Consider the following 16130-nt stretch of genomic DNA (forward strand, 5'->3'; position numbering starts at 1 on the left):
ACGTTCGCCTGGTCGCCAACATAGGTTAGGCCCATCGCAGGCGCTGTCAGGCGTTCAGGCTTGCCATCTGGCAGAACCCTGAGGTCGATTGTCAGCCCATCGAGTAGGAAATCTAGATCCACCCTCGAACGATCATCGCAGACATAGCTATGTCTGACGACTTGTCCCGCGATAGCTCTGCGATCATGATCGCTCTTGGCCGCATTGTCGGCGTCTGCTGAGCAACCTGCTGCACCGATGATGGCAATGATCCCGGTGAAGATAGCGATCGACCAACACGGCAGATTCTGCTGCTTCGAATGTTCTAAGAATCTCTTCACGGCCAGCCCCTCAGATGCAATCGCCGTGGGCGCCCAGGGTTGACGCCCACGGCGCGGACCCTTCTCACAAGCGCGCGGGGGGGCGATGGCTTGCGGGGGTCGATTGCCGACATGTCGTTAAAGCTGCTCTGGGAAAGAGTATTTGCGGCGGCGTGGGCGTGCTTTGTGGACCCAAGCATAACCGGGTAGGTAATGCTTGTATGGCGCAGGCTTTTTGCCACCGCTTTGATTTGGATCGCGCTAGTCATTGGCCCTGCCTGGCCGTGGTGGCATCTTGATAGGCCGCTGCCGATGCCGCGCAGATTGAGGCAATCTCGATTGCCTACGAAGAAGCGAGAGAAATGCAGCGTCCTGATGGCGCATTGTTCGCCGAAGTCCTTTTCGCATCAGTCGACCCAGCACCAGGCCAAAAATGCCTCGAACTTCGACGGCATGATGGATGCAAACTCCATTCGCGATCGGATCAATCTCGTAGTATTCGTCGAAGGTAAGGAAGCCGCGAACTCCCATTTCCCATCCTATTGTCCGGGGTTTGATGAGCTTGTTGATGATCATTTGTGTTTTCATCTTTCGATCCCCCCCAAAAAACAGCCACGTGATGTCCAATTCGGCTCCGTGCTCGATTTGGCCAGTGATGCGATAGACTGGATGCCAGCGAGCGAAGCCGTGGAGATCGGCGAGCAACGACCACACCCTGAGGGCGGACATGTTATAGTTGAATGCTGTTTCTTCCTTCATGGCTGTCTGTCCCAACGGTTCGCAGCCTCGCCGAACGGAAGGCCGCGTGAACGCGGCCTTCTTCCTCGCTCAGCATCGGATTCCTGCGATGAAGCAGGGCAGTCGGCATGCACGATCGCGCCGCCGTCCCTTGGAAATGGAACTCAAGGCAGGTCATGCGGCTGACTCTTTGACGGCAAGGTTGGCTTTGCCGCCGACGACCTCGACGGCCTCCAGCGTGATAAGCCCGATGTCTGCCGTCGCCGCGACCGTTGCGGCGAAGGGACGCAATTTGTCCTCGTCGTCAACGATCTCGATGACAACTGCCCGGTCGTTTTCGAAGACGTGGCGCTGATGGAGATGGGCCGAGCGGCCAAAGCCGAGCCGCGCTTCAAGCACGGTTACGCCAGCGAGCTTCCACTCTTGCGCAAGTGAGGCTACATATTCGAAAACCTTGCGGTCGCCAATGTAAGCTACGTCATCAGTATAAAGGCGAAGCAGTTTCATATTTTGATTCATTCTTTCTCTCCTTCACTTGTTATTGCCGAGGCGAGGGGTTCAACCTCTTTGCCTCGGCGTCGCCAGTTGAGTTTTACGCCCAGCACCACCTTGGCGATCGCGGGCAGTACGAGCAGGGTGAGAATGGTCGCCGCGATCAGGCCGCCGATGACCGTGGTTGCGAGGGGCTTTTGCACTTCCGCGCCAGTTCCGCGGGCGAGGGCCATTGGAACGAAGCCGATCGCGGGCACGAACCCAGTCATTACGACGGCCCGCATCTTTTCCGTCATGCCTTCCCGGATCGCTTCCACGAGCGACACGCCCCCGTCGAGGCGCTCGCGGATAGCCGTCATGACCACGAGGCCGTTCAGTACGGCAACGCCCGCTAGACAGATGAATCCCACGGCGGCCGAAACTGAGAAGGCGATCCCGGTCAGGGCCAGTGTGAAGACTCCGCCCGCCAGCCCCAGCGGCACCGCTAGAAACACCGCTGCCGCCCGCCCGAAGCCGCCCAACGCCATGTAGAGCAGCCCGAAGATTGCTGCGAAGCACAGCGGCACGACGATAGACAGGCGTTGTGAAGCCGCTTGCAGGCTTTGGAACTGCCCGCCCCATTCCAGATAGTATCCGGCGGGCAGCTTGACCTGCGCAATCTTTGCCTGCGCCTCGGCTACGAACGAACCTGCATCCCGTCCCTGGAGATTGGCTTGGATGACAACGCGCCGTTTGCCATTCTCACGGCTGATCTGGTTCAAGCCTTCGGTGAAGCGGATTTGCGCGACTTGCGACAATGGCACCGATCGCCTTACCTGCCCCTCTATTTGCGGAAGCAGGACGGGGAGAGCGAGTATCGTATCAAGATCGACGCGTGTCTTCTCAGGCACACGAACAGCAATGTTGAAGCGACGGTCGCCCTCGAACAGCAGGCCAGAGTCGCGCCCACCCATCGCGGCGGCCACGGTGTCCGCGACCTCCTGGACGGTAAGCCCGTAGCGTGCGATGGCGGCACGATCGAACCGAACATCGAGCGTTGGCGCACCGCCGGTTTGATCGGCCTTGACGCTTGCCGCCCCGGGGACCGACTGCAGCACCCGCACAATCTCGTTCGCTGACTGTGCCATCTTGTCAAGGTCGTCGCCGTAGAGCTTGATGGCGACGTCGCCACGCACCCCGGCGATCAACTCGTTGAAACGGAGCTGAATAGGCTGGCTAAGCTCGTAGAGCTGGCCCATCTTCCCGTTGGCCGCCTTCTCGACACGTTCGATTACATCGGCTTTGGACGTCACACCGCTCGGCCATTGATCCTGCGGCTTGAGGATGACGAAGCCGTCGGACACGTTAGGTGGCATGGGATCGGTTGCCACTTCGGCGGTGCCCGTCTTCGAGAACATCAGCTCGACTTCGGGCAATTTTGTCACGGCACGTTCTACGTTGCGCTGCATGGTAAGCGACTGTTCGAGGCTAACGGAAGGAACCCGCGTCGATGCGAGCGCCAGATTCTTTTCGTCGAGCTGGGGGATGAACTCCGAGCCCAACAGGCCGAAGGCCGGGATTGCGGCGACGAAGAAGGCGAAACCGCCGCCAATGAACAGCCACGGCCGCGCGAGTGCTTTGTCGAGAAGTGGCAGATAGCGTTCCTTGGACTTGCGGATCAGCCACACTTCCTTCTCGGCCACCTTGCCTCGGATGAGCAGGGCAACGAGCGCCGGAACGAAGGTGATGGCGAGCACAAAGGCCGCGACCAGCGCCAACATGATGGTGATTGCCATCGGCGAGAAGGTTTTGCCCTCGACACCGGTGAATGTCAGTAGTGGCGCGAAGGCGAGCAGGATGATGGCCTGGCCGAACACCGTCGGCTTGATCATCTCCTGGCTGGCCCGCATTGTTTCTTCGAGCCGTTCGCGCAGGTTCAGCAATCGTCCTTCATGCTCCTGCCGGTGCGCGAGCCGGGCCAGGCAGTTCTCGATGATGATGACGGCGCCGTCGACGATCAGCCCGAAATCGAGCGCGCCAAGGCTCATTAGATTGCCCGGCACGCGAAACGCATTCATGCCCATCGCCATCATCAGGAACGAGAATGGGATGACGAGGACGGCAATGATCGCTGCGCGCCAGTTGCCCAACAGCAGAAACAAAGATGCCGCGACCAGCAAAGCGCCCTCGGTCAAATTGCGCTGGACGGTGGCGACGGTGGCGTTGACGAGCTTGGCCCGATCGAGGACCACCTTGACCTCAACACCGGGCGGCAAGGTCGCTTTGACCTGATCGAGCTTTTCGCCAACCGCGCGGGCCACCACGCGGCTGTTCTCGCCGATCAGCATGAGCGCCGTGCCAACGACCGCTTCCTGGCCGTTCATGCTGGCGGCGCCCGTGCGGAGATCGCCGCCGATCCGCACATCGGCGATTTGTCCGATCGTGATCGGCAAACCGCCGCGTGTCGCGGCCACCGCATTGCGGATTTCATCGACCGAGCGGATGCGTGCATCAGCGCGCACCAGATAGGCTTCGCCGCCCCGGTTGAAGAAATTGGCGCCGACCGCGAGGTTCGCCGCTTCGAGTGCCTGGCCAAGTTCGGTGTAGGAAATGCCGTAGCTGGTGAGCTTCACCGGGTCGGGTTCGACGACGAAGGTTTTTGCGTAACCACCGATCGAATCGACGCCCGCGACGCCCGGCACCGTCCGGAGCTGGGGCCGGATGATCCAGTCCTGGATGGTGCGAAGATAGCCAGCCTTTGCAACTTCGTCCGTGAGCCGGCTACCCTCGGGCGTCAGATAACTGCCGTCGGGCTGCCAACCCGGTTGACCTGCGACCTTGCGTGCGCCCCGGCCATCGGGTTTGCCGAAGCCGACCGTATACATGACGACTTCGCCGAGGCCCGTCGTCACCGGGCCGATTTGCGGCTGGACGCCCTCGGGCAGTGTTTCCTGGGCTTGGACAAGGCGTTCGCCGACCTGCTGGCGGGCAAAATAGAGGTCGGTCGAATCGGAGAAGATGGCAGTGACCTGACTGAACCCATTACGCGACAAGGAGCGTGTCGATTCCAGGCCGGGGATGCCGGCAAGCGCCGTTTCGATCGGATAGGTGACGAGCTTTTCCATCTCGACCGGCGAAAGCGCGCGGTCGACGGTGTTTATCTGGACCTGCTTGTTAGTGATGTCGGGAACAGCGTCGATCGGCAGTTTGGCGAGTTGCCACACGCCGATGCCAGCTATAGCGAGAAAGATGAACAGCACCGCCCAGCGCGCGCGGACGGACAGCGCCATGAGACTTGCGATCATGGCCTATTCCTCCTCGCCCGCGCCCTTGCCGAGTTCGGCTTTGAGCAGGAAAGCGTTACGGGTAGCGATGGTCTCGCCGGACTTGAGGCCGGAGACGATCTCGATGCGGCCAGCGCTGCGTTGCCCCAGAGTCACGAAGCGAGCGCGGAACCCTTGGGGGGTCCGGACGAAGACTGCATCGCGACCTTCAAAGCTTTGCACTGCGTCTTCGGACACGACAATGGAATCCGTCGGGGAACCCCGACTCGGCATCAGCCTCACGCGCACACCGAGGCCGGGCTGGAGTATCCCGCCCGGAACATCGAGCACCGCCGTTGCCGATCGGGTTTCGTTGTTGAGCGTGGGCGTGACGGCGCGCACCTTGCCTTCCACCGTGCGGCCATCGGCGAGTTCGACAACGGCGCGGTCGCCAGGAGCAAGGCGCGCAATATCGCCAGGAGTGATCGCAGCCTCGACCTGAATCTGGCTGGGATCGGCGACGCGGAACAGCTCGGCTTCAGGCTGGACAAAGGCACCTAGGCTTACCGATGCCGAGGTGACGCGGCCTGCGATCGGACTGGCGACGATTACGCCCCGACCGTCGCTGGTGACATTTGCGGCGCCGGCCGAGACTTGGGCTCGCCTTGCTTCAGCCGCTGCCGCTGCTGCTTCGGCTTGTGCCCGTTCGAGATCGACGCGCGCTGATACCTTCTGATCGAAAAGGTAGCGCTCGCGCGCGAGTGACTTCTGAGCCAGGTCGGCGCGAGCCGCCGCCGCCGTGCGATCAGCGGCGATCTGAGCCGCGTCTCGGCTCTCGACCACGGCGAGCGCTTCACCCGCTCGAACAGGATCACCGAGCCGTTTGAACACGCGCGTGACAGCGCCGCCAGCGCGGGCCGTTACCAGCGCCTCGCCGGTGGGGGAGGGCGATACGAGCGCCTGCGCAACGATCTCGGAGCCAAGGCCGCCAGCACGCACCGCCTCAACCGCAATTTCGGCTTCGCGAATCGCCTGCGCACTCATTGCAAGGCTGTCTGGTGGCGTTTCGCTCTTTTTCCCGCCGACCTTCTCGGTTGATTGGCTGCTGACCGGATCCGCGGTGCAGCGCGCGACGCTGAAGCCACCGACTGCAGCGAGTAAAACCGCCCCTGCCACGCCCCCAAGGAGGCGCTTGTCTTGTGTTATCATCGAGTTTCTCCGAAATTGGATGAGCAGCGGGCGAGAACTACCTCGCTCGGCACTGCGAATGCAGTGGAGACAATGTTGAGCGTTGTGGTGAAGGCGATCATTGCGGTGTCTCCGCAATAACTGGCGCCGGGACCGTCAGACGTGCGAGCCGCGCTTCCGCGTCATGATAGGCAACGAGCGCATCGACGAACGCACCATTGGTGTCCGCTAGCGTCCGCTCGGCAACGAGCAGGTCGAGTTGGCTGAACCTTCCTTGCGCATAGCCAATCCTCGCGATTCTGGCGGCTTCCGTGGCTGCGGAGAGTGCCGGCCCGCCGGCCGCTCGCGCGCTTGCCGCCGCATTGGCGAGCTCTGCCTGCACGCTGGCGATGGTTTGTTCCGTTTCCAATAGGGTAACGCGCCGTCGCGCATCGACCTGGAGCCGTTCCGACTCGGCCTGGCTCACGGCGGCACGGCCATTATTGAAGAGGGGGAAAGGGATGCTAAGACCGAAAATCGCTGCTGTGTCACCGGAGGCTGAGAGACGGCGCGCACCCGCGTTGAGCGTCACGTCCGGCACGCGCTGCGAGCGGGCAAGCCTGACCAGGGCGTCGGCCGTCGTAACATCTGCCTCGGCCGCCGCGATGATGAGCGTCCCCTGCGCGGAGACGGGGACTGCCGGACCATAGGTTCCGACCCGATCGAACCAGGCAACGTCAAGCTCACCGGCGATTGGTTCGCCGATCAAGCGCGCCAGGTTCTCTTTCGCGACGACGGCCTCCCGAACAGCTCTGTCGAACGCGACATTGGCATTTACCCGCTCGACATCGGCGCGTTGTTGCTCGATCGGCGAAGCCGCCCCCGCCGTTACTCTCGTGCTGGCAGCGCTGAAGCCGCGATTGGCAAACTCCGCCAATTGCCGTGCTACGGCAACGCGGCGTTCTGCAGAAACGGCGGCGACATAGGCCATCGTGACCCGCTCGCGCAGGTCCGCCTCCACAATGGCGGCTTCGATCCGCGCGCGATCGCGACGCGAGTCTGCAACGGCGATGCGGGCCGACCGCTTGCCTCCAAGCTCGATCGGCAGGGCGAGCCCGGTCGTCGTTTCGGCGCTTTGCGTGCCCCGGTAGAGGCCTGATCCACCGACATTTTCAACCTGGACCTGGACCTGTGGGTTAGGCCGCAAGCCGGCCACGGTGCGCGCGGCACCTGCCGCCCGTACGCCCGCATCAGCGACTTCAAGGCTTGGGGACGACGCGCCCGCCGCAATGAGGGCGCGTTCCAACGTGAAGGGAGGTGAGGAACTTGGCGGCGATGGCGACGTCTGCGCGTGCGCGATAGCCGCGCAAGACGCCACGGCCAGCAGGGCCGCAATGACACGATGCATGAATGAGAGCTCCTGATAATTCCGGGAGGCCGCGAACGTTGCGGCGAAGTCGGAATATCAGGCTATTGGAGGTCGCAGCGCGGGGTCAGCTGTAGCGAGCGGGAGGTACTGGAAACCGAAAAGCGATGACGGGTTGTCCATGCCAAAAGCGATTGGCAGCACTTCGCTTTTCACAGCATCGCAAACTTGGTGGCTGTGACAGCCCCCATGGTGATGCGTGAATCCCTTATTTGCATCGGAAGGAACCTGGTCCCCGTCACCGTTGCTGTGTCCCATGCTGGCGGCTGTTGCACTGTCCACGCAGGAAATCGGCTCCATGGCGTGTGCAATCGATCCGCCAGTCAGAGACAGGCTGACATAAAGCGCTGCAAAAATGAGCAGGACACGCCGCATGATAGACGCGGATAGCACGATGAGACCACTTCGGAAAGGAATTCCTTCAGTGTTATGGGGATGGCGTCGCCTGGGGGTAGAAGCAATCCTCTGGGCCGGGCGGCGGCCGGCTATCAAGGTCGATTACGAACGTCTCGCAGCCAATCGAGCCAATTTGCCTGGAGGGTGTTCATCGTCGGTGCGTCTGGATGAGGCGGTGGTTCTCAACCTCACAGAATTATCTGGTGAACTTCGGGACTGGCGTTTCATGTAAGTGTGACGTGCAGGTTTCGACCGAGAAGCCTTCGCAAGCACTGCTCTGGATCGACCCTGACCTCTTGAAGTTCGGAGGCGATACAGGCCAAGGCGACGATCTACCAAAAAACCTGTTCGTGTGACCCGCCAGTCGTTTACTGCGCCGTCGTTACGTCGCCATGGTGTCAATCTGGTGTTGTTCCAATGCAATCTTGAAGGAGGGTCCGTTGCGAATCCAGCTTTCGTCGCTTCTATTTGTCGAAGTGGCGGCCCCATATTGGCTGCCGTTTATTGAAATCCTCGGCTGCGATGCAAGATAGGTTGCCGGCGAGCGCCATGATCGATTCGCAAACCTTCTCCGTCACTTTCCCCTTCGCGGCGGCCATGCCTTCATGGCTGGAGGCGATGCTTGGGGTCGCCCTGCTGTTTGCGGTTGCGGTCTTCGTCAACTGGATCGTCAAGCAGGTGATCCTTAAGTTCGCCTTGCAGCTGTTGCCCAAGGACGGTCCGACTCCCGCACCTATCGTCGCGCGGCTCGCCAATATCGTGCCTGCGCTCATCCTCGCCCGCGGCGTCGGACTGGTCGTGCATCTGCCAGCTGGTTTGGCGACGGCGATCCATAATGTGGCGAATGCCTTCATCATCCTGACGATCATCCTGGCGATGAACGCCGCGCTCAATCTTGCAAACCGGCTCTATCAGCGCCGGCCCGATGCCGACCACCGTCCCATCAAGGGATATATCCAGGTCCTCAAAATCCTGCTGTTTCTTGCCGGCACGGTGCTGGTGATTGCGGTGGTAATGGAACAGTCGCCGTTGCTACTGCTCTCGGGACTGGGCGCGCTGGCGGCAGTGCTCATGCTGGTGTTCAAGGATACAATCCTGTCGCTGGTCGCATCGGTGCAGCTCACCTCCAACGACATGCTCCGGGTCGGGGACTGGATCGAGATGCCAGCGCTCAATGCTGATGGAGACGTGATCGATATTGCCTTGCACACGATCAAAGTGCAGAACTTCGACAAGACGATCACGAGCATACCCACCTATCGGCTCATCTCCGACAGTTTCAAGAACTGGCGCGGCATGCAAGACGTCGGTGTGCGACGGATCAAGCGATCTCTCTTCATCGACCAGAGCAGTATCCGCTTTCTGGGCGAAGAGGACGAACTGAGCCTGCGCCGTTTCGCGCTGATCGACGATTATCTAATCCGCAAACAGGGCGAACTGGCGCAATCGAACGATCAGCTCGTCGAGCATGGCGGGGATGTCGTGAATGGACGGCGTCTAACTAACATCGGCACGTTTCGCGCCTACGTTATCGCGTATCTTCGCGCACAAACGCGTGTGTCGGGCGATATGGCCCTGCTTGTGCGTCAGCTCCAACCTACCGCGCAGGGATTGCCGCTGGAGATCTACTGCTTCACCGCGACGACGATCTGGTCGGAATATGAAACCATCCAGGCCGATATTTTCGATCACTTGCTCGCGATCCTGCCTGAATTCGGCCTGCGCCTCTATCAGGCACCGAGCGGCCATGACGTTCAACGGATGTCATTGGGCGAGAATGCGAAGAAATCGATCGGGGTGGGAGATGGCTGAGCGTTCTCAAGCCGTCCAGGCGCTCGAGTTCCGTTGCGTCGCCATACTTCAATGGCGCCCCCGGACATAGAAACGGCCAATCAGGGACAAGCCGATAGGCAAAATGGCTAATGCGGCCATGCCGATTACCCAGATGACCACGACGGCACCCTTGCCGGTGCTCTTTAGCATCCCCAGCAATTGTCCGGGCAGGCTGCTGGTATCGAGCGCGGCCAGTATGTCGCCGGCAGATTTGTTGCCCAGGGTTTTCGCGGTATCCTGTCCGCGATCCACGACGAGATCGAGCGAGGTGGCGAGCCAGGCGAGCACGGGGTCGGTAAAGCTGTAGAGAAGCCAGGAGAGCAGCGACCAGATTAGCATCGCGAGGCCGATCAGAATCCAGGCGAAAGGCCGCAATTTCCCGCTTCGGATCCGCGTGGCTCCCTCCTGCGGAAAGCCTTCGATCGATTGGTTTTTCCAGCGTCGCGAGCCATGTGACAAAGCGAATTCCCTTCATATTAGCCAGATGCGGGGTCTGGCCAAACGACCCAGCGGCCATCTTCACCCGTACGCAACAAAGACACCATAGGGAATGTCCCTATAGCGCGTCTGTTACCGAACATAGGAAAGGCGTGCCTCGATTGTGCTGCTCCGCTCCCGAGTCTCGGGGTCATGTGCGGAAGGCTTAGGAATTCGCCCGTTGATGAAAGGTTTGAAGATCATGGTCGAAGCCCAGATCCCCGGCGTGGGTGATCCGCTCGATGGCCTGGCGGAGACCATGGACCGCGCCGCGGGTGCCATGATTGCTCAGGCAACCTTCGGCTTGTCGCCAGCCACGCTGGCCCAGGCCGTCTCCGACTGGATGCTGCACCTTGCAGCCTCGCCGGGCAAGCAGACGCAGCTCGCTGCCAAGGCGCTGCGCAAAATGACGCGACTGGGAGACTATGCCATGCGTAGCGCGACGGACGCGCAGGCGGCGCGCGCGATCGAGCCGCTGCCGCAGGATCGGCGCTTTGCCGACCCAGCTTGGGCGTCGGCGCCGTTCAACCTCGTCTCGCAGGCCTTTCTGCTCAACCAGCAATGGTGGCACGCGGCAACGACCGGGATCACGGGCGTTACCGCGCATCATGAGGAGATGGTGGCCTTCGCTGTCCGCCAGTGGCTCGATACGGTGGCGCCCACCAATTTCCTCGCCACGAACCCCGTCCTGCAGCAGCGTATCCTGGAGACCGGCGGACAGTGCCTGGCCGATGGCCTGCGAAATTGGATGACCGACGTCGAGGCGCTGATGCGCGGCCTGCCGCCGGCCGGTACGGAAGCGTTCCAAGTCGGCGAAACCCTCGCGACCGCCGAAGGCAAAGTCGTGTACCGGAACCGGCTAATGGAACTGATCCAATATGCGCCGACGACGGAGCAGGCCCGGCCCGAGCCGATCCTGATCGTGCCCGCCTGGATCATGAAATATTACATCCTCGACCTTTCGCCGGAGAACTCGCTGGTCCAGTGGCTCACCGCGCAGGGCTTCACCGTGTTCATGATCTCCTGGCATAATCCCGGCAGCACCGATCGCGACCTCGAGATGGCCGATTATCTGCAGCTTGGACCGATGGCCGCACTCGACGCCGTCGCCGCGATCACCGGCGGCGCTTCGGTCCATGCGGCGGGTTATTGCCTCGGCGGGACGCTGCTCGCGATCGCGGCGGCGGCCATGGCGCGCGATGGCGACGACCGGCTGGCCAGCCTCACGCTGCTCGCGGCCCAGACCGAGTTCTGCGAGCCTGGCGAATTGGGCCTGTTCATCGACGAAGGGCAGCTTAGCCTGCTCGAGAACATGATGTGGGGTCGAGGCTATCTCGACAGCGCCCAGATGGGCGGCGCGTTTCAGATGCTGCGCTCGAACGATCTGGTCTGGTCGCGCGTGCTCACCACTTATCTCATGGGCGAGCGCGAGCCGATGAACGACCTCATGGCCTGGAACGCGGACGGCACGCGGATGCCCTATGCCATGCACAGCCAGTATCTGCGCCGGCTGTTCCTCGAGGACGATCTCGCTGAAGGACGCTTCCAGGTCAATGGACGCCCGATCGCCCTGTCGGTGTTGCGCTGGCCGATGTTCGTGGTCGGCACGGAGCGCGATCATGTCGCGCCTTGGCGTTCGGTCTTCAAGATCCACCGGCTGACCGGGGCGCCGATCGACTTCGTGCTGACCAGCGGCGGCCATAATGCCGGGATCGTCTCGGAGCCGGGGCATCCAGGCCGGTCCTATCGTCTGCTTACTCGCGAGGCGGATGGGGCCGCGCTCGACCCCGACGCATGGCTGGATGCCGCGCCGCGTCACGAAGGCAGCTGGTGGACCGCCTGGGGCGATTGGCTCGCGAAATTGTCGGGCAACGCGGGCACCCCGCCGCCGATGGGCGCAACGGACAAGGGCTATGCGCCGCTCGCTGACGCACCCGGCCATTTTGTGCTGGAGCGCTGAGCGATGAATGACGAACCAATGATCGAGAACCGCACCTTCGACGAGATCGCGGTGGGTGATACGGCGAGCCTGGCGCGAACACTGCGCGAGGAGGACATCCAGCTCTTCGCGCTGGTCTCGGGCGACGTCAATCCGGCGCACGTCGATCCCGACTATGCCGCGACTGACCTGTTCCGCCGCGTGATTGCGCATGGCATGTGGGGTGGCGGGCTGATATCGGCGGTGCTCGGCACCGAACTTCCGGGTCCCGGCGCCATCTATCTCAGTCAGTCGCTCCGCTTCTCGCGTCCGGTCGGCCTTGGCGATACGATCACCGCCAGCGTCACGGTGGCCGAGAAGCAGACGGAACACAGCATCGTGATATTCGACTGCCGCTGCGTCAACCAGGACGGCGAGGAGGTGATCTCAGGCCGCGCGGAGGTCAAGGCGCCGAACGAGAAAGTGCGCCGCCCGCGCATTGCCCTGCCGGACGTCCATCTTGCCGAACGTCATGGTTATCGTCGATTGATGGAAAAAGTGGCCGGGCTCGCGCCGGTGCCGACCGCGGTCGCCCATCCGTGCAGCGCGGCGGCGATCGTGGCGGTCGCGGAGGCAGCCGAGCAGGGCCTGATCGCCCCCATCCTGGTCGGCCCGGTGGCGAAAATACGCATCGCGGCCGAGGAAGCCGGCAAGGACATCACGGCCTTTCCGATCGAGCCTGCTGGCCATAGCCATGACGCGGCAGCCCGAGCGGTCGCACTCGTACATGAGGGCAAGGCCAGACTGCTGATGAAGGGTTCGCTCCACACCGACGAACTGATGGGCGCTGTCGTCACGTCGGGCACGGGCCTGCGGACGGAGCGGCGGATCAGCCATGCCTATGTGATGGATGTGGCGGACCACCCGGGACCTCTCATCATCACCGATGCGGCGATCAACATCGCCCCGAGCTTGGAGGAGAAGGCGGATATCGTTCGCAACGCCATCGATCTCGCGCATGTGATCGGAATCGAGGAGCCGAAGGTCGCGATCCTCTCCGCGGTCGAGACGGTAAATCCGGCAATGGTCTCCACGCTCGACGCGGCGGCGCTCTGCAAGATGGCGGATCGCGGGCAGATCACCGGCGGACTGCTCGACGGGCCGCTCGCGTTCGACAATGCGATCAGCCCTGATGCGGCGCACGAGAAAGGCATCGTCTCGCCGGTCGCGGGACGGGCGGACATCCTCGTCGTACCCGATATCGAATCCGGCAACATGCTGGCCAAACAATTGACCTTTCTGGGTGATGCGGATGCCGCCGGTGTCGTTCTCGGCGCGCGCGTGCCGATCATCCTGACCAGCCGTGCCGACAGCCTGCGGACCCGGCTGGCTTCGTGCGCGGTCGCTGTGCTTATGGCCCATGCGGCGACAAAGGCCGCGCCGGGGATGGCGACGCGCGCATGAAGGCCGTCGTCAGTCTCAATTCCGGATCATCGAGCATCAAGTTCGCGCTCTATACGCTCGGCAATCCTGACAGCCTCACCTTGTCGGCGAGCGGCAAGATCGAAAAGATCGGTATTGCACCCGCTCTCCGCATCCGCTCCGCCGAGGGTGAAGTCCTGATAGACCGCGACTGGCCGGATGGGGCGTCGCTGACCCATGCCGATCTGCTCGAAGATCTGTTTGCATGGGCCACGGACCATCTTGGTGACCGGCAGGTCGTCGCGATCGGCCACCGGGTCGTTCATGGCGGCACCCGCTTTGCCGCGCCGCAACGGGTCGACGCGGTCCTGCTCGACGCCCTGGAGGCGCTTTGCCCTCTCGCGCCGCTCCACCAGCCCCACAATCTCACCGCTATCCGCGCCATTGCCCGGATCAACCCCGATCTTCCCCAGGTCGCCTGCTTCGACACGGCCTTCCACCATGACAAGCCGATGGTCGCCTCCCGGCTCGCCATCCCCCGCTTCCTCCACGATCAGGGTATCCGCCGCTACGGCTTTCACGGTCTTTCTTATGAATATATCGCACGGCGTCTGGGCAAGATCGATCCGGCGCTCGCGCGCGGGCGTGTGATTGCCGCGCACCTCGGCAACGGCGCCAGCCTGTGCGCAATGCAGAGCGGGCGCAGCATCGACACGACGATGGGTTTCACCGCGCTCGACGGGCTCGTCATGGGTACGCGCTGCGGCAGCATCGATCCCGGCGTCGTGCTGCATCTCCAGTCACAGCTAAGCATGCCGGTGGCCGAGGTCGAGGACCTGCTTTACCGCAAATCCGGTCTTCTTGGCGTATCGAACATCTCGAGCGACATGCGCGCGCTGTCGGAGGATGGGAGCGTCGAGGCGGAGGAGGCGATCGATCTCTTCTGCTGGCGGGTGGCGCGCGAGGCCGGCGGGCTTATCTCATCACTCGGCGGACTGGATGCGTTCGTGTTCACCGCCGGCATCGGTGAAAATCACGCTGATGTGCGGCGGCGCATCTGTACCCGGTTGGCTTGGGCGGGTCTCGAGATCGACGACGACGCCAATGCGGACAACGCGCTTCGCATTTCGCGGGCCGGCGAAAGCCGCATCGACGTTCTCGTCATTCCGACCGACGAGGAGCGGATGATCGCGCTTCACACCCTGGCCCTTTTGGTAGCATTGCAATCATGACGTCACTTGTCGATCTTGACGGCAAACGCGGCCTGATTGTAGGCATCGCCAACGAGCACAGCATCGCGGCGGGTTGCGCAGAGGCGTTCACGCGGTCGCGCAGCGCCAATTTTCATCGTGATCAGGCACGATCTGCCAAGCGTCGCAGTTTGTGACCGTTTTCAACGTGCTGGCCGCACTATTATGCCGGGGGACGGGCGGTATCGCCGTTGCGAACTGCTCTGGGGTTGCGGCGCCTTATCCTCGCAAATTGCTGGTGCGATCATCGCTGCTAATATATTGTCGCCTGTGGGCGAAGGAGAAGTGATGAAGCCGACGATCATTGGATCCAACCCGGGCAGGAACTCCGTCGAACTTCAGCAGTCGGCGGCTTCTCCCATACCGCTTGAAACCGGCGCCATCATCCTTCGTCCCGAGCAGCTGCCCGAGGCGGAGAAGCAGCTCGCGCAGCTTGACTTCGCCACCATGCGTTCCGGCGATGTGATCCGTATCGGCCTCGAAGCCGAACAAGCGCTGCAAAGCACGCTCGACGGCTTTCTTCAGCGGCTCGACAAGAACAGTGCTGCGGCGGTGTTCGCGCTGTTCGGGCGGCTGGAGAAAGGGGTCGAGGACGCTGACCTGCCTGCCATCCTTGATAAAATGCAGAACGGCGAGAAGCCGGGCTTCCTCGGCCGCCTGCTCGGGCGGTTGCGCGGTAAGCGGCCAGACCAGCTGATCGACGAGATGTTGACCGCGATCGGCGACCTGATCGCGGGGCGGACCAAGACGCTTGCCGACGAGATGGCCCGACTGGAGGGTGAGCTCAGCAAGGAGATGCAGAAGCTGTTCGCCGAGCTCCAGAACCTCGACCAGCTGAAGAAAAGCTACGGCAACCACTTCGGCGAGTTCGCCGTCGCCGCCGGGGTGGCGCGCGCATTGCTCAACAAGGCGCAGGCCTATGTCGCAAATGAGGAGGCGGCGCTCGACCCGGCCGACCCTGTGGCACAGGCTCGGCTGACGGAGCTGAAGGACAAATTGCGCTTGCTCGAAAGCCGCGCGCTGGCGCTGGAGGGGAGCTACACCCGTCTTCCAGCCGACCAGCTGGTAATCCAGCAGATCGAGCAGGCCGGGGTCGCCACCCTGCAGGAAACTGCGACCACCGTCGCGTCGCGTTTCGCCTCCATCAAGATGACGCTGCTGTCGATCCACGGCGCGTTTGCGGTAAGAAGCGTGCAGCAAATCGCCGGCCGCCAAGCCAAGCTCGACCGCCAGTTGACCGAGCTGCGCGGCCGCGCGCTGAAGGACGTGGCGGTGACCGCGGCGATCGCACCCGGCGATAACCGGGTCGCGCAGGCCCAGCAGATCGAGACGATCATTGCTACCACCAAGGAAATTCACGGACTGGTCGAAGTTGCGCGCAAGACCACCGACGAGAAGTTCGAGATAGCCCGCCGCAAGTTCGCGGACGCGCGGCGGGAACTCGCCACGCTTGCTCCCAATTGAAACGAA

At 62.4% G+C, this 16130-nt stretch carries 11 protein-coding genes; 5 read left to right on the top strand and 6 right to left on the bottom strand.

The window, feature by feature from the left end; all coding sequences use genetic code 11:
• Window positions 1-560: 560 nt before the first annotated feature.
• The 5 genes from WP12_RS13095 to WP12_RS13115 all read right to left on the bottom strand — a co-directional run bounded on the left by WP12_RS13095 (window position 561) and on the right by WP12_RS13115 (window position 7346).
• A complete protein-coding gene (locus WP12_RS13095) occupies window positions 561-1058 on the bottom strand; it encodes an SRPBCC family protein (RefSeq protein ID WP_039858486.1) in 498 nt (165 codons plus the stop codon).
• Between the two features lie 153 nt (window positions 1059-1211).
• Window positions 1212-1544: a DUF190 domain-containing protein gene (locus WP12_RS13100; protein WP_007015406.1), complete on the bottom strand. Its 333-nt coding sequence runs from the start codon at window positions 1542-1544 to the stop codon at window positions 1212-1214.
• A gap of 8 nt (window positions 1545-1552) precedes the next feature.
• On the bottom strand, window positions 1553-4813 hold the full coding sequence (locus tag WP12_RS13105; RefSeq protein ID WP_152663992.1) for an efflux RND transporter permease subunit: 3261 nt from the start codon (window positions 4811-4813) through the stop codon (window positions 1553-1555).
• A gap of 3 nt (window positions 4814-4816) precedes the next feature.
• Window positions 4817-5980 (bottom strand): efflux RND transporter periplasmic adaptor subunit, encoded by a 1164-nt coding sequence (locus WP12_RS13110; protein ID WP_039858481.1) that lies wholly within the window; start codon window positions 5978-5980, stop codon window positions 4817-4819.
• A 97-nt stretch (window positions 5981-6077) separates the two neighbouring features.
• Window positions 6078-7346, bottom strand: a complete 1269-nt coding sequence (locus WP12_RS13115) for a TolC family protein (protein ID WP_007015403.1) — start codon at window positions 7344-7346, stop codon at window positions 6078-6080.
• A 963-nt stretch (window positions 7347-8309) separates the two neighbouring features.
• On the opposite strand from WP12_RS13115, the gene WP12_RS13120 reads away from it, so the two are divergent.
• The gene (locus WP12_RS13120; protein WP_007015400.1) at window positions 8310-9572 is read left to right on the top strand and encodes a mechanosensitive ion channel family protein; all 1263 of its coding nucleotides are present in this window, start codon (window positions 8310-8312) and stop codon (window positions 9570-9572) included.
• 48 nt (window positions 9573-9620) lie between these two features.
• On the opposite strand, the gene WP12_RS13125 is transcribed toward WP12_RS13120, so the two are convergent.
• Window positions 9621-10052 (bottom strand): hypothetical protein, encoded by a 432-nt coding sequence (locus WP12_RS13125; RefSeq protein WP_200894525.1) that lies wholly within the window; start codon window positions 10050-10052, stop codon window positions 9621-9623.
• A 202-nt stretch (window positions 10053-10254) separates the two neighbouring features.
• Here WP12_RS13125 and WP12_RS13130 point away from each other — a divergent pair, with 202 nt between their 5' ends.
• The 4 genes from WP12_RS13130 to WP12_RS13145 all read left to right on the top strand — a co-directional run bounded on the left by WP12_RS13130 (window position 10255) and on the right by WP12_RS13145 (window position 16124).
• The gene (locus WP12_RS13130) at window positions 10255-12030 is read left to right on the top strand and encodes a PHA/PHB synthase family protein (protein WP_007015398.1); all 1776 of its coding nucleotides are present in this window, start codon (window positions 10255-10257) and stop codon (window positions 12028-12030) included.
• Window positions 12031-12033: 3 nt separating this feature from the next.
• Window positions 12034-13452, top strand: coding sequence for a bifunctional enoyl-CoA hydratase/phosphate acetyltransferase (locus WP12_RS13135; protein ID WP_007015397.1), 1419 nt, complete (start codon window positions 12034-12036; stop codon window positions 13450-13452).
• Window positions 13449-14642: an acetate/propionate family kinase gene (locus WP12_RS13140; protein WP_046194149.1), complete on the top strand. Its 1194-nt coding sequence runs from the start codon at window positions 13449-13451 to the stop codon at window positions 14640-14642. The genes WP12_RS13135 and WP12_RS13140 overlap by 4 nt, the downstream gene beginning before the upstream one ends.
• Before the next feature lie 306 nt (window positions 14643-14948).
• A complete protein-coding gene (locus WP12_RS13145) occupies window positions 14949-16124 on the top strand; it encodes a hypothetical protein (RefSeq protein WP_039858488.1) in 1176 nt (391 codons plus the stop codon).
• Window positions 16125-16130: the final 6 nt, after the last annotated feature.

Source organism: Sphingomonas sp. SRS2, assembly GCF_000971055.1.
Classification (GTDB): Bacteria; Pseudomonadota; Alphaproteobacteria; order Sphingomonadales; family Sphingomonadaceae; genus Rhizorhabdus.